Here is an 18726-nt window from a genome sequence, read left to right on the forward strand (position 1 = left end):
CCGACCCCGGAAGAGATCCATGCGCACACTCCCCCGGCTGCTGCTGGCCGCCGTCCTCGCCGCCCCCGTGACCGTCACGACCGTCCCGGCGGCGGTGGCCGCGCCAGCTGCCGGACCGTCGGTCACCGTGGTCGTCACCATGGCCGACGACCTCGGCGGCGTCCCCGCCGCCGACCGCGCGGAACGGGCGGCGGCCGAGCAGGGCGCCGTCCTGGCCGACCTGGCCGGCGACGTCCCGATCGACGTCGCGCACCTGGGCACCGGCAACGTCCTGATCGCCACCGTGACCCCCGAGCAGCGGGTGGCCCTGGCCGCCGACCCCCGGGTCGCCGCGGTCGGCGTCGACACCGCGGTCGCGCCGCCGGTCACCGCGCCGGACCTGGGCGCGGACGCGGCGGCCGCCCTGTCCACGACGGCCGCCGTACCGGCCGCGGCCACCGCGCCGCCGGTGGCCGCCCCGTCGGATGCCTGCACCGGAACCGAGGACGCACCCCAACTGGAGCCGGAGGCGCTCGGGGTGATGAACGTCCGCTCCGAGGACCCGGACGCCGCCACCGCCGCGGCCCTGGGCTACGACGGCAGCGATGTCACCATCGGCATCATCACCAACAGCATCGACCCGGCGTCACCCGACTTCATCCGGCCCGACGGGTCGCGGGTCATCACCGACTACCGGGTGTACGGCGCGGGCGGGGCGGCCGTCGGCGGTGAAGCCGGGGAGGCCTTCGGTGACGTGTCCTCGATCGGCGCCCAGGGTGTGGTGACCTACGACCTGGCCGACACGGTCGCCCCGGCCGCGGTCACCCTGCCCGGCGGGCACTGCTGGATCCGGGTGGTCGGCGTCGCGCCGGCCGCCGACCTGGTCGTGGGCAACGTCCAGGACCAGGGCGACCTCACCGTGGCCGGCATCCTGCAGGCCGTCGACTACGCGGTCGGTGTCGCCGGCGTCGACATCCTCAGCGAGTCGCTCGGGCTGCCCATCGTCCCCGACACCGGTCTCCGGTCCGCCGTGCAGGCGGTGAACACCGCCGCAGTCGCGGCGGGCGTCACCGTCGTGGTGTCCAGCGGCGACGCCGGCCCCAACAACACCATCGAGGTCCCGGCGGCGCTGCCGGGTGTCATCTCCGTGGGCGCGACGTCGACCGCCCGCCTCTTCGCGCAGGTCGGCGGGCTGGGCATCAGCCGCTTCGGTGCCGGCACCTGGGACAACGGGGCCCCGGCGTTCTTCTCCTCGTCCGGCACCACGATGAGCGCACGCACCGTGGATCTCGTCGCCCCCGGGGTCGCCGGATGGAGCAGTTGCTCGACCGACCCGAGGTTCCAGGAGTGCACCGCCGTCGGCGACGCCGGCCGGCGGTCCGACCTGATCCCGTTCGCCGGGACCAGCGAGTCGGCGCCGTTCGTCGCCGGGATCGCCGCGCTGGTCATCGAGGCCTACCGGGACGGTCACGGCGGCGCCCGGCCGACCCCGGACCAGGTGCGCCGCATCCTCACCGGCACCGCCACCGACCTCGGTCTGCCGGCCGAGGTCCAGGGCAACGGCCAGGTCGACGCCCTCGCCGCGGTGACCGCGGCGCGGCACCTGCCCGCAGCCGGCCTCGAGCCCGCCGACGGCCCGTCGGTCAGCGGTGAGGAGACGCTGGTCGCCGACGTCGACCGGATCGCCGCCACCCGCACCGGTTCCCTGCCGGTCGAGGTGACGGTGACCAACACCGGCCCCACCCCGATGGCGCTGGACGACCTGTCGTTGACCGAGGACACCGTCACCGCGCGCTCGTCGTACCCGGTGTCCTTCGCCGACGACGCGGTCCCCTACCTCGACGGGTTCTCGTCGACGCTGGTCGGCGGGCAGCCGCTGATCGCCACGACGCAGGCCGTCGAGATCCCGGCCGGGCTGCCGTGGGCCCGGCTGCAGCTGCTCACCGGGCTGACCGGCGACACCCCGACCGACTTCGTGCAGCTGACCGCGATCGCACCGGACGGCCGTTTCGTCAACGCCGGCTTCTCGACGTCCGGCATCCAGCTGACGCTGCCGAGTCCCGACGCCGGCACCTGGACGGTCGTCGCGCAGTCCCTGCAGGCGTCACCGTTCGTCGGGGTGCTGGCGGTGGACCTGGCCGCCCGGACACCGGTGGCCGCCGTCGCCGCGTCCACCCCGGTACTCGCCCCCGGCGCGTCCGCGCAGGTCACCACGGTCCTGCCGGCACCGATCGGGCCCGGCGACCGCATCACCACCCTGCGGGTCGCCGACCGGCTGAGCATCCCGGTGGTTCTACGATCGCCCGCGGACCTGACCACCCGGGACCGGGTCAGCCTCACCACACCGCTGCTGCCCACCGCGGGTCGCCGGGGCGCGGCCCAGCAGACGGCGACCTGGGACGTGGACGTGCCGCCCGGCCACCGCTCGCTGTCCGCGGTCGCCGGGGTGGCCGGCGAGATCGAGGTGGTCAGCGTGCTCGTCCTGATCGACCCCGACGGAAACCCGGTGTCCGTGGCGGGCATCGGCACCGGGGCCGACGCCGGCTTGGGAGGCCGGGGCGCGCAGAGCACCGTTCCCGATCCCGCGCCGGGCCGCTGGCAGGTCCAGCTGCAGGTGTTCGGGTCGGCCTACGAGGTCGCGGCGATCGACGTGCCGCTGCAGGTGGACCTCGCCCTGGACGCGGTCGCACCCCTGGCCACCGGGCTGCCCGCGGGCACGGAGATCCCGCAGGGCAGCGACCTGCCCGTGACCCTGTCGGTGACCAACCCGGGCGGCGGTGCTCTCACCGTGGTCGGTGACGCCCGGACCTCCGGCCAGGTCGACGTCGCGCTGCCGGCCGCGGCCGGCGACGGGCCGGTGACGCTCCCGGCCATGGCGGACCAGCAGCAGCCGCTGTACCTGGTGCCGCCGTTCAGCACACGGGTGACCGCCACCGCCGACGCCACCGTCGCGAGCGCGTTCGGCCTCTACGACGCGACCGGCCGCAGCGAGTTCGCCCCCGTCGGCGGGCCGCTCACGGCGACCGCCGAGGCCCCGGTCCTGGCCGGTCCGTGGCGTGCTCTGTTCGCCGTCCCCGGGGCGGTCACCGATCCCGCACCCGCCGGTACCGCCACCGTCACCGCCACGGCGCGGACCGCCGGGTTCGACACCACGGTCACCGATACCGCCGGCGTGCCGTGGATGGCGGCCGCCGGCCGCGCCGGGACGGGCACCACCCTGCCGGCTGGGGCCACCGGAACGCTGTCGGCCGTCCTGCACGCCGACGCACCGGTGGGCACGACCGTCACCGGGTTCCTGGCCGTGGAGACGGTGGTGACCCAGGTGCCCGGCAACGCCGCGTACCTCGACGCCGGCTCCACCACCGGCGACGTGCTGGCCGTGTTCCCGTACTCCTACGTCGTCGGGGCGCCCGTACCGACCCCGCCGACGGAACCGACGGGACCGACCGGGCCGACCGGGCCGACGGGGCCGACCGCTCCACCGGACCCGACCGGATCGGTGGTCCCCGCCACGGCGGTGGCGCCGCCGATCGTTCCGGGCCCGACCCGCACGACGCCGTCGACCACTCCGACGGCACCGACCCGGCAGGCCGACGGTTCTCTGGCGTACACCGGTGCGGACGCGCGGACGCCGGGGCTCTGGGGGCTCGCCCTGCTCGCGGTCGGTGCCGGTGTCGTCGTCGCGGCCCGGCGGCGGCGCCCGGACGGACACCACGGATAGACCCGGAACGGGGAATGGGCCCGTCGACGTGACGGTTGTGAGCGTCGGCGGGCTCCATCGCGGGCACTGCTGCAACGACAGTGCCAGCGAGGAGACGCATGACCAGCACCACATCATCGGACGCCGACGTCAGGCCCGTCGGATTCCGGTCCGACCGCGGGCCCATCCTGATCGCGCTGATGCTCAGCACCTCGCTGGTCGCACTGGACTCGACGATCATCGCCACCGCGGTGCCGTCGGTGGTCGACAGCCTCGGTGGGTTCACCTCGTTCCCGTGGCTGTTCTCGATCTATCTGCTCGCGCAGGCCGTGTCGGTGCCGATCTACGGCCGGTTCGCCGATCTCTACGGCCGCAAGCCGATCATCTTCCTGGGCATCGGGCTCTTCCTGCTCGGGTCGATCCTGTGCGGATTCGCCTGGAGCATGCCGGCGCTGATCGCCTTCCGAGCCGTCCAGGGCCTCGGCGCCGGCGCGGTGCAGCCGATCGCCATGACCATCGCCGGTGACATCTACACCGTCGCCGAGCGGGCCCGGGTGCAGGGCTACCTGGCCAGCGTGTGGGCGATCTCCGCGGTCGTCGGCCCGACGCTGGGTGGCGTGTTCTCCGAGTGGATCTCCTGGCGCTGGATCTTCTTCGTCAACATCCCGTTCTGTCTGCTGGCGGGCTGGCTGCTGGCCCGCAACCTCAAGGAGAAGGTGGAGCGGACCCCGCACGTCATCGACGTCCGGGGCGCCCTGCTGCTGACGGTCGGGTGCGCGCTGCTCATCCTCGGCCTGCTGGAGGGCGGCGAGGCGTGGGCCTGGAACTCGCTGCCGAGCCTTGTCGTGCTCATCGTGGGGCCGCTGATGCTGATCGGCTTCGTGCTGGTGGAGCGGACCGCGGCGGAGCCGATCCTGCCGCTGTGGGTACTGCGTCGCCGGCTGCTGGCCGCCACGAGCGCGACCACCTTCCTGGTCGGCGCGGTGCTGCTCGGGCTGACCTCCTACGTTCCGACCTACGTGCAGACCGCGCTGGGCACCGGGCCGCTGACGGCGGGTTTCGCGCTGGCCACGCTGACGCTCGGCTGGCCCATCGCGGCGAGCCTCAGCGGTCGGCTGTACCTGCGGATCGGCTTCCGCAACACCGCGCTCATCGGTTCCGTGCTGGTCGTCGCCGGTGCCGCCCTGACCGCCACGCTGGGCCTCGGGTCCAGCGTCTGGCAGGTCGGGCTGTACTGCTTCGTCGTCGGACTCGGGATGGGCCTCGTCGCGAGCCCGTCGCTGATCGCCGCGCAGTCGAGCGTCGGCTGGACCGACCGTGGCGTGGTGACCGGGACGAACATGTTCGCCCGCTCGGTGGGCAGCGCGGTGGGTGTGGCCCTGTTCGGCGCCATCGCCAACGCGAGCCTGGGCGGCAGCGACAACCCCACCGCGCAGGCCATGAGCACCGCAGCGCACCAGGTCTTCCTGGTCGGCGCGGTGCTCACCGTGCTGATGGGCCTGGCGGTCGCGTTCATCCCGAAGCGGATCGACGCACCAGCCTGACCCCGCGTGTCACGACCTGGTAAAACGCCGCCGCGTGGATCGGGCCGCGGCTCAGAATGATCCCGGATCACCGACTCCCGGGACGCCGTCCCCTCGGTGACGAGGAGAGCCATGACCTACCCCGGTGACCAGCCACCCCACCCCGGGACGCCGCCCCGGCAGCAGCCAGCCGCCGCTCACCCGTTCGGTGACCACGGCGGCCTCGACGGCCCGGTCAAGGGACGCGACCTGTTGCGGTCCTGCTGGTCACTGCTGAAGTCGGACCGCGAGCTGCTGCTGCTGCCGGTGATGGCCGCGGTCGGCGGTGCGATCGCGATGGCGATCTTCTTCGTCCCCGGCGTCCTCGTCATGGTGTCGCACGGCAGCGAGGGCGCGGCGAAGGGCTGGATCTACGCAGGCGCGATCATCGGCGGCTTCGTCGCGAGCGCGATCGCGATCTTCTTCCAGGCCGCGCTGGTCTTCGGCGCCAACGAACGGGCCGACGGCGGGGACCCGACGGTCGGCAGCACGGTGCGAGCGGCCTGGGGGAAGATCGGCAAGATCCTGGGCTGGGCGGCGCTCACCACCGTGGTCGGCAGCCTGATCCGCGCGGTGCAGGAACGCGCCGGGTTCCTCGGCGGCCTCATCGGCTTCCTGGGCGGGGTCGCGTGGAGCATCGCCACCTTCCTCGCGGTGCCGGTCGTCGTGGCGGAGAACGCCGGTCCGGTCGAGGCGGTGAAGCGCTCGTCCGCGTTGATCCGACAGACCTGGGGACTGGGGTTGCGGTCGACGCTGCGGTGGGGACTCATCCAGCTGGCGTTCATGGTGGTGCCGGTGCTCGCCCTGTTCGGCGGGTTCGCGCTCATCAGCCGGGGCGGCGCCGCGGTGGGTCTGGGCATCGCCCTGACCGCGCTGGCCCTCGTCGCGCTGGTCGTGCTGAGCATCGCGTTCGCCGCCGTCGGCCAGTATGCGCGCGCCATGCTCTACCGCTACGCCACCGGCCGACCGGTGCCCGGGCTCGACCCGCGGCTGCTGGCCGGCGCTTTCGCACCGAAGAAGGACAAGGGCCGCTTCGCCTGAGGTCGCCGCGACGCCGGGCGCCGGCGGCATGGTGTCGGCGCCGGCGACGCGGGGGCGGCGGCGCCGGCGGCATGGTGTCGGCGCCGGCGACGCGGGGGCGGCGCCGGCACCGATGGATCACCGCCGCGCGGTGAGCAGTTCCGCGATCGCCGCCTGGAGGGACTCCGGGACATCCCGGGCCGCGAGCTCGGTGAGCACCGCCGCGGGCGCCCCCTCGAGCCGACGCCACAGGTCGGCCTTGTCGTCGAGTCCGTAGTGACTGCGCATCAACAGCTGGAACAACCGACCCGGGACGTCGCTGGTCACCGGCGCCGGATCCGGCCCGAACGTCACCTGAACGACCTCGCCGATCGCGACGTCGGTGATCTCCACGCTGCTCCGGCCGTTCCCGCTGACCACCGCGACGGCAGCGTCACCGACCCGGACCTCGCCGGGGTCGACGACACCGAGCAGGGTGACCGTCCAGCTCCGGGCAGCCGGGATCGCTGTGGTCACGCCCTCGGCGGGGTGCACCGTGAGGGTGCCCGTGGCCTGTTCCCAGGTGATCCGCGTGGTCACGGTCGGGATGGACGCCGGATCGTGGCCGGTGCCGTCGTCCTCGACGAGGGTGAAGCTGCCGTCCGCACCGGGCGCCACCACGACCTCCAGCGCGCCGGGGTTGACCGTCGCGTCGGACTCGGCCGGCGCCGCCAGGGGCACGATGCCGCCGGCCCTGACCAGCGCGGGGACGCTCTGACCGTCACGGTGCAGCCGGACCTCCCGGCCGCCGTCGTAGGCGACGCCGGTCAGCAGGTCGACCCAGACGCCGGCCGGCAGCCACGCCCGCACCGACCCGACACGGGTCACCTCGTCGGTCGGGGTGGTGATCGGCGCCACGACCAGCTCGGACCCGAAGCCGTACTGGTTGGGCACCCGGTAGGCCGCGGCCTGATCCGGATACAGGTGGTACATCGGGCGCACCAGCGGGACACCGTCGGTGGCCGCCCGGTGGTTCATCGTGTGCAGGTAAGGCACCAGCCGGGCCCGCAGCCGCAGCGCCTCGCCGAGCGCGGCCCGCACGTCGGCGCCGTACGCCCACGGCTCCTTGACCACGAACGGGTTGCGCGCGGAGTGCAGCCGCAGGATCGGCGAGAAGACGCCGAGCTGCACCCAGCGCAGCAGCAGCTCCGGGTCGTAGGTCCCCTGGAAATGGCCGCCGATGTCGTGGCTCCACCAGCCGTAGCCGATGTTGGACGCGGTCGCGGTGAACTCGGGCTGGAAGTCCAGCGACGCCCACGAGATGACCGTGTCGCCGGAGAAGCCGACCGGGTAGCGGTGGCTGCCGGGCCCCGCGTACCGGGAGAACGTGAGCGGCCGCTGCCCGCCCTTGGCGGCGTCGAGGTAGTGGAAGTGGTTCAGCATCCACAGCGGGTCGATGCCCGCGACCCGCGAGTACGGGCCGGACTGCCAGTCCAGCCACCAGAAGTCCACGCCCTGCCGCTCGAGTCCGCGGTGCAGGATCTCGAAGTAGGCGGCCATGAAGTCGCGGTCGGTGACGTCGAAGGCGATCGGCGCCTCCTCGTCGGCGTCGCGGCCGAGGGCGGCGGCCATCTCCGGGTAGGCGTCCTCGTAGGCGCGGACGCCGTCGGCCGGGTGCACGTTGAGGGTGACCCGCAGGCCGCGGCGGTGCAGCTCGGCGAGGAACGCCTCCGGGTCGGCGAACAGCTCCCGGTTCCACGAGTAGCCGGTCCAGCCGCTGCCGTGGATCTCCGGGACGTCGTCGACGCGGTGCCAGTCCATGTCGATGACGGCGACCGAGAACGGCAGGTCCTCGGCCGCGAACCGGTCCTGCAACGCCAGGTACTCGTCGGCGCTGTACGGGTGGTAGCGGCTCCACCAGTTACCCAGCGCCCACCGGGGCAACACCGGCTGGCCACCGGAGAGGGCGTAGAAGGCCTGTACCGCCTCGGTGTGGTCGAGGCCGTAGGCGAAGACGTAGAGGTCGAGGTTCGCGCCGTTGCGGGCGGCCGCCCACCCGTCAGCGGTGAAGACCATCGAGTGCGAGTCGTCGAGCGCGGCGAAACCCTGCCGGGAGACCACCCCGTGCTCGAGGGGCAGCCGCCCGTCGACGTTGTCCAGGGTGCGCGCGGTGCCGCGGAGGTCGGGCACGGGTTCGCCGTAGCGCCAGACCGAGTGGTAGGTGGTGGTGTTGCCCCTGACCTGCAGGGAGAGGCCGGCGGCGGTGAACGGACCGCGGTCGTAGACGAGATGGAACCGGTCGGTCACGATCTCCAGGGCGGCGTCGGTCTCGGTGACGGTGAACGACGGCACCGGCAGATCACGGTGCTGGGCGAGCGTGGAGGCCCGGTCCTCGAACCTGCCGTCGGCCGACCATTCGAGGCGGACCAGGCCCGCGGTCAGCACGGTGATGCGGTGACGGTCACCGACGACCATCGCGGCGGGGTCGGCCTGCGGGGTGGGGACGGCGGCGCCGGTGGGTCGGAAGTCGTAGCTGTCGGACGGGTGCGACACGTCGGGTTCCTTCGGTCGGGTGCGGGGGGCGACGCTACCCCGGGGTGCCCAGAGGCTGCCCGGGCGGCGTCGACGCCGGTGGGTCGACGTGCGGGTCACGCCGGCCACCGCAGGACTGGTACCCCCTGGCGCGGCTGGGCCGCACAGCCGATCATCGGGACCGACGGTCGGGACGCCGCGCCGAGGGACGGCCGGGACGGACAGCCCGGCCACTCGGTCACGACGGCCGGACCGGCCGGCCGGGGCGGACAGGCCGGCCGGACAGCCCGGACGGACAGCCCGGCCGAGACGGCCAGCCCGGCTGGTCAGCCGCGACGGACAGCCCGGCCGCTCGGTCGCGACAGCCCGACCGGCCGGTCAGCCGTGACGGAGATGCCGGCGGGACGGACGGCCGTCGGGACGGACGACCGGCGGGACGGACGACCGGCGGGACGGACACGCCGTCCACTCGGCCGAACGGCTCGATCGACCGGGCGGCCGACACCGGGCGGCGGACAACCGGATCGGGGACGCCGGCCTGACACGCGACGGGTCAGCCGATGTACTGATCGGCCGGGACGGACCGGGAGCGCCACCCGGCGACGACCGCGAGGACACCGACCATCGGCACCGTCGAAGCGAGCGGCGTGGCGAGGACGTCGACGACCGGGGTGGCCACGAACCAGCAGCCGAATCCGGCCGCGGCGGTGACGGCCGCACCGAGCAGCAACGAGTGCGGCAGCGGCAGATCCCGTGCGCCCGGGACGACGAGGCGCGTGAGCAGGCCGGAGATCGCGGCGATGGCGACGAAGAGGCCGATCAGGACGGTCACGAGGTATCGGCCTTTCCGGATGGGGTGCCGCCCCGTGCACCGCGGGACGAGGACGTCGGGTGACGTGGGACTGCCGGGCCCTTGACGGGGCGGTGGCCCGGCGGCGGGGCGGGTGGTGTCAGGCGGTCCGCTCACCGGTGGCGGCAGCGCTCGCCGGCACCCACGCCCGGTAGATCGCCATGGCGGCGATGGCGCCGAGCACCGAGACCAGGCAGCTGCTGCTGTCGGTCGCGCGGGCCTCGGGGGTGAGGACCCACCACTGGACCAGCGGCGCGACCGCCGCGCCGATGGTGCCCAACGCGATGGTCCTGGGCAGCGAGAGCCGGAAGCGGTCGAACGTGATGAACCGCGCGAGCAGGCCGACCACCGCGCCGACCGCGACGAAGAACCCGAGGGCGATGACGAGGTGCAGCATGTCCGACTCCTTGATCCGATGTCCGGGCCTGTCGTCCGGGCGATGGATCAAGCGTCGTACGGACCGGCTGCCGGGACAGTCGGCCGGCCGGCCGGCGCACCGGCGGATCGTGGCGTCCACCGATCGGTGGACCGTCCGCGCGCATCGGATCCCGGCCCTCGAGGCCGTGACCGACCGACTTCAGCGTCCGGCGGCCAGCCGCTCCCGCAGTCCGGACGCCCGGGCGGCCCGGCGGGCGATGGCCTCCCGGAACGACTCCTCGGTACCGAGCAGCCGCACGTGTCCGCGGGCCCGGGTGAGCGCGGTGTAGAGCATCTCGCGGGTGAGCAGCGGTGAGTCCGGCTCGGGCAGCACCAGGGTGACGTGGTCGAACTGGCTGCCCTGGCTGCGGTGCACGGTCATCGCGTGCACCGTCTGCAGGCCGGACAACCGGCTGGGCGCGAAGGTCACCACGGTGCCCTGGCGGCGGAAGGCCACCCGCAGATCACCGGTGGGCCCGTCCGGTCCGCTACCGGCGACCACCACCCCGGTGTCGCCGTTGTAGAGCCCGAGCAGGTAGTCGTTCGCGGTCACCAGTACGGGTCGCCCCAGGTACCACTCCGCCTGGTGGGTGGCGCTGCGGGACTCGGCCAGCCACCGCTCGATGCGGCGGCTCCAGTCCTCGACGCCGTAGGGGCCGGTCCGGTGGGCGCACAGGACCCGGTGCCGGTCCAGGGCGTCGAGCGCGGCCGGTGCGTCGCCGTCGGCGGCGGCGTCGCGCAGGGCCGCGGCCGAGGTGGTGACGTCGGTCCGGACGTCATCGAGGTCGTCGCCGGCGTCCGGGTCGATGAACGACACGTCGTCGAGCTCGCTGAGCAGGATGTCGAGGGCCTCGTCGGCGTCGCCGTCCCGCACCGCGTGGGCGAGCTCGGCGATGCCGCCGCCGAAGCGGTGGATACGGGTCAGCATCACGACGCCGCTGCCCACCTGGCCGGCCGCCGGTGCGGGGGTGCGCTGTTCGCGCTGCGTGAGACCGGCGACGAGGTCGGCGAGCACCGCGCCGGCCTCGACGGAGGCGAGCTGGTCGGGGTCACCGACGAGCACGAGCCGGGTCTCAGGTCGGAGCGCCTCCAGCAGCCGGGCCATCAGCGTGAGCGACACCATCGAGGTCTCGTCGACCACCACGATGTCGTAGGGCAACCGGTTGTGCCGGTCGTGGGCGAAGCGGGTGCCGAAGCCGGACCCGGGGCGGGAGCCGAGCAGTCGGTGCAGGGTCGAGGCCGTCACCGTTCCGAGCCGGTCCCGTTCGGTCGGCGCGAAGCGGGACTGCACCTCCTGCACGGCCTCCTGCATCCGGGCGGCCGCCTTGCCCGTGGGGGCGGCCAGCGCGACCCGGGGTGCCGGGCCGGGCTGGTCGATCAGCACCGCCAGCAGCCGCGCGATGGTCGTGGTCTTGCCGGTGCCCGGGCCGCCACCCAGCACCGTGGTCCAGCGGCGCGCTGCGACCTCGGCCGCCTGGCGCTGCTCGGAACGGTCCGGGAAGTGCCGGTCGAGTGCGGCAGCCAACCGGGCGGCGTCGACGGTGGGAGGCGGTCGGGTGGCGCGGTCGAGCAGGTCGAAACAGACCTGCACCTCCTGCCGCCAGTAGCGGTCGAGGTAGAGCAGGTCCAGGTCCCAGCGCAGGGGGCCGTTCCCGGTGGTGAGCACGCTGGCCTGGACGGTCTCGTACCAGTCGACGAGGTCGGGCCAGGGCAGCGTCGGGTCGATCCGGATCTGCTCGCCGAGATCGATGCACACCGATCCCTGCCGCAGACCCCGCACGGCCAGCGCGACGGCCAGCAGCACCGTCTCGTCGGCCTCGTTGCCCAGCCGGCCGACGCTGGTCGCGACGTGGACGTCCGCGGCGGTGATCATCCCGGCCGCGTTGAACACGGCGAGCAGGCCGGTCGCGCCCAGGGCGAGAGAGGCGTCCCACGGATCGGTCAGCCGGTCGTCCGCTGTCGCGGCGCCGGCGGCAAGAAGGGGGTTCGTGGTGTTCATGCGCGACCCGCCGGTGCCGGGACGCCGTCGAGCAGATCGGACAACGCCGCCACCAGTGCGCCGGGCGGCTGCCAGCCGAACACGCCGCTGACCCGTCCGTCGACCACCGGGGTGTCGGGACCGCACATCCCCCGGACGTAGAGGTAGAGCACCCCGCCGAGGTGCAGCTCGGGCCGGTAGCCGGGCTGGCGCCAGCGCAGGAACCGGTGCAGCGCCACGCAGTACAGCATCGCCTGCAACGGGTAGTCCGACTGCGCCATCACCCGGTCCAGGGCGTCGGGCCGGTAGTGCCAGGCGGTCAACGGGGTGTCGGGGCCCTCGCCGAGCCAGTTGGTCTTGTAGTCGGCGACCAGGTAGCGCGGCCCCGGCAGCCGGACGACGAGGTCGAGGCTGCCGGTGAGATACCCGCGGAGAGCCTGTCCGCCGAGTTCGGGGGTCTCGAGCCGGTCGACGTAGCTCAGCAGCGGGTCGTCGGCGGGGAGGTGCTGTCGCAGCAGGGGCGCCAGCTCGGCGAGGGTGACGTCGGCCTCGATCCGGTCGCCACCGGCGAGCGGGAGTTCGAAATCGAGTTCGGCGAGCCGGTCGGGCAGTGCGATGTCGGCCAGCGTGCGGCCGTCGGCGAGCGGCCCGAGCGGGGTCCGCAGCACCGGCAGCAGCGCTGCGGCGAGCTCGGCCGCGTCGACGAGGCCGGGCCGGTGACTCACCTCCTCGACGCAGCGCTCGAGCAGCTCGGCCCCGAGGTCGCTCGCCAGCGGGTCGACGTGTTCGAGCACGGCGTGCACCAGGGTGCCGAAGCCGGTGCCCTTCGGCAGGTCGGCCATCGGCGACGGCAGGTCGTCGGCGGGAGGCTCGGCGGGCAGCACGAGGACGGGCAGATCCTCGTCCGCGCGCTCCCCGGTCTCGGGTTCGCTGGTGACGTCCGGGCCGGAGCCGGCGGCTCCGGGGACGTGGTCGGCCGCCGCGGACAGCGCGCTGTAGGACGTGCGGCGCCAGGCGACGTCGAGTTCGCGCCGGAACCGGCCGACCTCCAGGGCCGGCAGCGCCTCCCCGGGCGGCGGGTCGGGGGGCAGGTCGACGAACAGCGCCGGCTCCACCGACGGACCGCCCGCCGCGGCGAGGGTCGCGAAGCGTTGGTGGGCCTCGACGTCCCCGACGGCCGGCGCCGTGTCCGGCACGGTGGACCGGCCGGGGGTGCGTCCGAAGATCAGCCGGTGCAGCGCGGACGACCAGGTGTTGGCGGTGGGCGCCCACCACAGCACCACCTGGCTCTGGGCGCGGGTGACCCCGACGTAGAACAACCGCAGCGACTCACCGGCGGCCTCGGCGGCGGCGCGCCGTTCCCGCTCGGGACGCCCCACCGAGCCGGCCCCGCCCATGTCGAGGATGCGTTCGCCCGCGGCGTCGTGCAGCAGCAGGATGCCGGGCTCCCCGACCCAGCGGTCGAAGGCGAACGGCAGGTACACCACCGGGTACTGCAGGCCCTTGCTCGCGTGCAGGGTCAGCACCTGGACCGCGGCGGCGTCGCTCTCCAACCGGCGGGTGCGTTCGGCGGCGGTGTCCTTCGCCGCCTCCGACCGGCGGCCGCGCAGCCACTCGACCAGGGCGGCCAGTCCGAGCCCGTGTTCCACGGCGGCGGCGTGCAGCGCCTGACCGACGTGGCGCAGGTCGGTGAGGCGGCGTTCACCGTCGCGGAGACGCAGCGTCCGCTCGCCCAGGCCGAGCTCGGACACCGTTTCCAGCAGCGCCGCGACACCTCGTCGGGTGACCAGGTCGGCCCACTGCCGCAGCTGCCCCCCGTAGCTGTCGGTGAGCTCCTCGCCGGCGGTGGCCAGCTCGGCGGCGGTGCGGCCGATGAACGGGGTGAGCGCCGCGGCGCGCACCCGGTCGGAGCGGTGCGGTTGTTCCAGGGCCTCCAGCAGCACCAGCCACTCGTCGGCGGCGGGGGTGGCGAAGACGCTGCCGCTGCCGGCGATGACGGCGGGGATCCCGCGGGCCAGCAGGGCCTTCTGCACCATCGCGGTCTGCGCGTGGGTGGCGACGAGGACGGCCACCTGACCGGCGACCAGCGGCTCCCCCTCGAAGGTGGCCCCCGAGCCGAGCAGGGCCTCGATGTCGATGGCCAGGTCCTTGGCGATGAACGGGCGGACCTTGCTGATCGGGATCCGGGCGCTGCCGGACTCACCGAACTGCTCGCGGCGGATGACGCGCAGCCGGCACGGCGCGGCTTTCGGCGCGCCGACCAGCCGGGAGCCGGCGTGGTGCGCCACCACCGGTCGCACCACGATGCGTTCGTCGCCGAGGGCCGCGTCACCGAGCAGCACCTGCAGGCTGTCGATCAGCGGAGCGTCGCTGCGGAAGTTGCGGCCGAGCGTCGACTGCTGGGCCGCGCCAGCGGCGGCGGCGAGGTAGGTGGCGATGTCGCCGCCGCGGAAGGCGTAGATCGCCTGCTTCGGGTCGCCGATCAGGATGAGGGTCGACGCGCCCGCGAAGGCCAGGCTCAGGACCTCCCACTGCACGGGGTCGGTGTCCTGGAACTCGTCGACCAGCACGTACCGCCAGCGGGCCCGCATCCGCTCGCGGGCCGCCCGGTGCTGCGGTCCCAGGACGGCCGACAACCGGCTGAGCAGGTCGTCGTAGCCGAGGATGCCGCGGTCGGACTTGCGGCGGTCGACCTCCTTCCGCACGCCGATGGCGAACCGCCGGCGCAGGCCGGCCGGACTCGACGGATCGGCGTCGGCGGGCTCCAGCCGCGTCGCCGGGTCCCCGATGGCGGCCCGACCGAGGGCCAGCGCCTCGGCGTAGTCGAACAGCGGACTGTCGGCCCGGGCATGCCCGAAGCCCCGGATGTAGAGGTCCTCGACCACCTCGACCACGAGCTCGTCCAGGTCCTCGACGAGCTGGGCGTGCGGCTCGGTGTCGCCGGCGACCCCGAGGCCGGTGAGCACCTGCTGACAGAACTGGTGGGTGGTGGCGATGGTGGCGCTGTCGAAGTCGGCCAGTGCGGTGGCCAGCCGGCGACGCCGTACCGCGACCTCGGCGTCGTCGGCCCCGGCGAGCAGCCGGAGCAGTTCGTCGTCGCCGGCGCGGGCCAGGTCGGGCCGGGCGAGACCGCGTTCGGCCTGGACGAGCTGCCCGCGCACGCGCTCCCGCAGTTCCTGGCTCGCGGCACGGCCGAAGGTGACGACGAGGAGCTCGTGCAACCGGGCGTGCCCCTCGGCGACGTAGCGCGCCACCAGCGCGCCGACCGTGTGGGTCTTGCCGGTGCCGGCGCTGGCCTCCAGCACGGTGGTGCCGGTGGGTAGCTCGCCACACAGGTCGAAGGGGTTCACAGCGTCTCCCGCCGTTCCGCGGTCAGCAACGGGAACCACAGCCGCAGGGCGAGTTCGGTGAACCGGGACGGCTCCCGCATCCAGCGTTCGTCGGGCCGCGACGGTTCGCGGTTGACGTCGGCAAACGGCGCGGCGGCTCCCCAGATCCGGACGAACGCCGGGTCGGCGTCCTCGCCCGGGAACTTGTCCGACACCCAGCGCATCCGGGCGGCGTTCAGGGCGTCCTCCGGGCTGCGGCGCCGGAAGCGGCTCTCGGCGTAGGCGAGACCGGTCTTGAGCGGCAGCGGCAGCGGTGCCCCCAGGGCGCGGTCGTAGAGGTCGACCAGCTGCTCGAGCACCTCGCGCGCCTGCTCGGCGGGAACCGGACCGAGCGTCGACTGCTCCGGCGCGCCCGGCCCGCGGCCGACGGTCACCGCGGTCCACTCCACCGCGGGGTGGGTGGCGCTGAGGGCCAGCAGCTGGATCCAGGCCTGCAGGCGGGCCTTCGCGCCGAGCCTGCTGTAGCTGATCGCGACGACGGTGGTGTCGTACAGCCCGGCGACGGTGCCGACGAGTCGCCGGGTCCCCAGCGGGACGAGGACGTCGGCGGAGGTCCGGTCCCCCACCCGCAGCCCGGCGGTGGCGTTGACGAGTGGGTCGACGTCGGCCATCACGGTGCCCAGGATGCGCTGACCGAGCGGACCGGGCGGCAGCGTCCCGCGACGCCACTCGGCCTGCCGCGTGGTGTCCGGATCCTGCCCGGACAGCCGGTCGCGGAGCAGACGCTCACCGATGGCCCACTGCTGCAGGGCGTCGAGCTCGACGGGCAGCGCATCGGACGGCTCGTCGTCCTCGAACCGCACCGCCACGTCCAGCCGTTGCCGGAGGAACCCGCGGGCGGGGTTGTGCAGCATCGCGATCAGCCGCCCGAGGTCGAGGTCGGTCGGGGGGAGGTCGAACAGCGGCTGGGCCAGGAACGCCGGCGCCGCTTCCCGGGGGCCGGCCGCCGCCCGGGCGGACGCCAGCACGGCCGGGTCGAAGCTGAACGGCCCCGGCACGCCGAGCCGACCGGGAACGACGTTGCGCAGGTCGAACGGCTGCAGCGGGTGCCGGACCAGCACCTGGCTGCGGGCCGGCTCGCCGGTGGCGGTCACCGCCATGTCGTCCAGCGTGTCCAGCAGCTCGCCGATCGGCACCGACGGCGGCCGGACCGCGCCGGTGCGCTCGTCGGCGCCGGTGTAGGTGATGACGACGGTCCCGGTCGCCGCCAGCATCGCGTCCAGCAGCAGCTGCCGGTCCTCGCCGCGACGGTCCCGCTCCCCCACCACCGGATCGCGGGCGAGCACGTCGTCGCCGTCCGGGTGCGCGGCCCGCGGGAACACCCCGTCGTCGAGACCGACCAGGGCCACCACCCGGTGCGGCACGGACCGCATCGGCACCATGGTGCAGACGGTCAGGTTGCCGGTCCGGAAGTTCGCCCGGGTCGGCCGACCACCCAGCCGACCGGCCAACAGCGCGCGGACGTCGGGCAGTCGCAGCGGTGCGGTCGGGTCCGGTCCGGCGCCGGCCGCGATGTCGGCGAACTCGCGGTCGAGCTCGCCCTGCTGCCACGCGTCGTCGGTGCTGACGCTGGTCAGTCCGGCGACGGCCGACGCGAGCGTCGCGAGCCAGCCGGTGACGGGCTTGGGCCCGGTCAGCAGGTCCACGGCGCGGTGCAGCCGGTTGATCAGCTCGGCCAGTCGGCCCGCGAGGTCGACGTCGCCGCTGCCGACGTCGTCGACCGGCAGCGCCAGACCGAGCCAGTTGCCGCCCTCGTCGGCCATCGTCGCGCCGAGCAGGATGCGGTCGAGGCCGGCCTTCCAGGTGCCCTGCGGGAACTGGCTCAACCCGAACGGCTGCCGGTGGGCGGCGTCGAGTCCCCACCGGACGCCGGAGTCGGCGGTCCAGCGGGTGATGGTCTCGAGGTCGTCGTCGCTGAAGCCGAACCGTCGCCGTACCGGCGGCCAGGCGGCCAGGTCGAGCAGCTGCGAAGCGGTGATCCGGGCGTCGGCGAGCTCGAGCAGCCTGGCCACGGTGGCCAGCAGCGGGTTGGTCTGGACCAGCGCCCGGTCGGCCAGCCGGACCCGCAGCTGGTGGGCCGGGTGCCCCTGCTCGACGACGTCGGCGAGGCCGAATGCGGCGGCGACGAGCGGCGCGTAGACCTCGATGTCGGGGCACATCACGAGGATGTCGCGGGGCTCCAGGGTCGGGTCGTCGGCCAGCAGACCGACCAGGACCTCCCGCAGCACGTCGATCTGGCGGCTCGGCCCGTGACAGGCGTGCACCTGCACGGTGCGGTCGTCGGCGCCGAGTGGGAGTCGTTCGGCGGGGCGGCGGTCGTCACGCAGGTCGGCCTGCAGCCGGCCGAGCAGCGTGGCCGGCAGCTCGGCGCCGGGATGGTGGAGGTCGACCGACGGCCGGCCGCCGAGGGCGAGCTGCAGCTCGCGGGCGTCGCGGCCGAGCGAGGACAGCAACGGGTGTTCGGGCGTCAGGATCGTCGGATCGGCGTCGCGCCGGATGACCGCCGGGACGTGGACCGCGGCGATCCGCCGCCACAGCTCCGGGGACGGGTGCGGGAGCCACAGGTGCACGTCACGCCGTTCGGCCAGCGCGTCGACGAGGTCCAGGTGGGCCGCCGGCAGCCGGGTCGGCCCGAACAGCGAGACCCGCTCCGGTAGATCGGGGGTGCCGTCACCGAGCGCTGCGGCCATCCGGGCGAGCGGGTCCGGGCCGGCGATGCGGTCGCGGGTGCGCCGCCACATCTCCGGCTGCCAGCTCAGGTCCGGCGCCAGCGAGCCACCGAACCCGTCGGTGTCCCGGCCGGCGGCCCAGTCGGTGAGGATCTGCGGCCGCTGGGCCGCGTAGTCGGAGAACAGTCCGGCCAGACGCCGGGCGACGGAGTACCGACGGCCGCGCCGGTGCACCAGCTCGGCCTCGGCCGCGCCCACGCCGAGATGGGTGCTCAGGACCTCGCACCAGGGCTCCCCGGCAGCGGCGTCGATGACGTCCAGCAGCGGCCAGACCAGGCTGTCCGGCGCCCACGGGTCACGGTCACCGACGTCGAGCAGTTCGGTGAAGAGCCTGGTCGGGGACGGGAAGCGCACGCCGGCGCAGATGCCGTCCGCCCGCCCGTCACGGCGTCCCAGCCGCCGGGCGAGCTGCTGGGTCAGCCAACGTTCGATGCCCTTGGCCGGTACCGCGACGACCTCGAGGGCGAACGGATCCGCCAGCGGCTGCGCGAGCAGCTCGCCGAGCGCGTCGACCAAACGGTCGGACCGCTCCGCACGGTGCACGAACAGCGTCAACGTCGTCCCCCTTCCGCTGCGCATTCTCCCCGGCTC

General features: G+C 74.2%; 9 protein-coding genes. 3 read left to right on the top strand and 6 right to left on the bottom strand.

What is annotated here, in order from left to right; all coding sequences use genetic code 11:
- The first annotated feature begins 19 nt into the window (after window positions 1-19).
- From DB033_RS18170 to DB033_RS18180, 3 genes are all read left to right on the top strand, one after another.
- Complete coding sequence (locus DB033_RS18170) at window positions 20-3700, top strand: S8 family serine peptidase (RefSeq protein WP_111768247.1); 3681 nt, start codon at window positions 20-22, stop codon at window positions 3698-3700.
- Between the two features lie 98 nt (window positions 3701-3798).
- On the top strand, window positions 3799-5223 hold the full coding sequence (locus tag DB033_RS18175; protein ID WP_111768248.1) for an MDR family MFS transporter: 1425 nt from the start codon (window positions 3799-3801) through the stop codon (window positions 5221-5223).
- Between the two features lie 111 nt (window positions 5224-5334).
- Window positions 5335-6282, top strand: coding sequence for a DUF6159 family protein (locus DB033_RS18180; RefSeq protein WP_111768249.1), 948 nt, complete (start codon window positions 5335-5337; stop codon window positions 6280-6282).
- Between the two features lie 117 nt (window positions 6283-6399).
- On the opposite strand, the gene DB033_RS18185 is transcribed toward DB033_RS18180, so the two are convergent.
- The 6 genes from DB033_RS18185 to recC all read right to left on the bottom strand — a co-directional run bounded on the left by DB033_RS18185 (window position 6400) and on the right by recC (window position 18714).
- Window positions 6400-8793, bottom strand: coding sequence for a glycoside hydrolase family 31 protein (locus DB033_RS18185; RefSeq protein WP_240615970.1), 2394 nt, complete (start codon window positions 8791-8793; stop codon window positions 6400-6402).
- A gap of 532 nt (window positions 8794-9325) precedes the next feature.
- On the bottom strand, window positions 9326-9604 hold the full coding sequence (locus DB033_RS18190; RefSeq protein ID WP_111768250.1) for a hypothetical protein: 279 nt from the start codon (window positions 9602-9604) through the stop codon (window positions 9326-9328).
- Window positions 9605-9722: 118 nt separating this feature from the next.
- Window positions 9723-10019, bottom strand: a complete 297-nt coding sequence (locus tag DB033_RS18195) for a GlsB/YeaQ/YmgE family stress response membrane protein (protein WP_111768251.1) — start codon at window positions 10017-10019, stop codon at window positions 9723-9725.
- Between the two features lie 180 nt (window positions 10020-10199).
- Window positions 10200-12038, bottom strand: a complete 1839-nt coding sequence (gene recD, locus DB033_RS18200) for an exodeoxyribonuclease V subunit alpha (RefSeq protein ID WP_111768252.1) — start codon at window positions 12036-12038, stop codon at window positions 10200-10202.
- A complete protein-coding gene (locus tag DB033_RS18205) occupies window positions 12035-15367 on the bottom strand; it encodes a UvrD-helicase domain-containing protein (RefSeq protein ID WP_111768253.1) in 3333 nt (1110 codons plus the stop codon). Before DB033_RS18205 ends, recD begins: the two co-directional genes overlap by 4 nt.
- Window positions 15364-18714, bottom strand: a complete 3351-nt coding sequence (gene recC / locus DB033_RS18210) for an exodeoxyribonuclease V subunit gamma (protein ID WP_240615971.1) — start codon at window positions 18712-18714, stop codon at window positions 15364-15366. Before recC ends, DB033_RS18205 begins: the two co-directional genes overlap by 4 nt.
- Between the last annotated feature and the right edge of the window lie 12 nt (window positions 18715-18726).

Origin of the sequence: Nakamurella deserti (assembly GCF_003260015.1) — a bacterium.
Taxonomy (GTDB): domain Bacteria; phylum Actinomycetota; class Actinomycetes; order Mycobacteriales; family Nakamurellaceae; genus Nakamurella; species Nakamurella deserti.

Excerpts from the sequence above, each read along its gene's own strand:
- DB033_RS18175 (WP_111768248.1), top strand. The coding sequence starts at position 3,799 with ATGACCAGCACCACATCATCGGACGCCGACGTCAGGCCCGTCGGATTC.
- recC (WP_240615971.1), bottom strand. The coding sequence starts at position 18,714 with ATGCGCAGCGGAAGGGGGACGACGTTGACGCTGTTCGTGCACCGTGCG.
- DB033_RS18195 (WP_111768251.1), bottom strand. The coding sequence starts at position 10,019 with ATGCTGCACCTCGTCATCGCCCTCGGGTTCTTCGTCGCGGTCGGCGCG.
- DB033_RS18180 (WP_111768249.1), top strand. The coding sequence starts at position 5,335 with ATGACCTACCCCGGTGACCAGCCACCCCACCCCGGGACGCCGCCCCGG.
- DB033_RS18170 (WP_111768247.1), top strand. The coding sequence starts at position 20 with ATGCGCACACTCCCCCGGCTGCTGCTGGCCGCCGTCCTCGCCGCCCCC.
- recD (WP_111768252.1), bottom strand. The coding sequence starts at position 12,038 with ATGAACACCACGAACCCCCTTCTTGCCGCCGGCGCCGCGACAGCGGAC.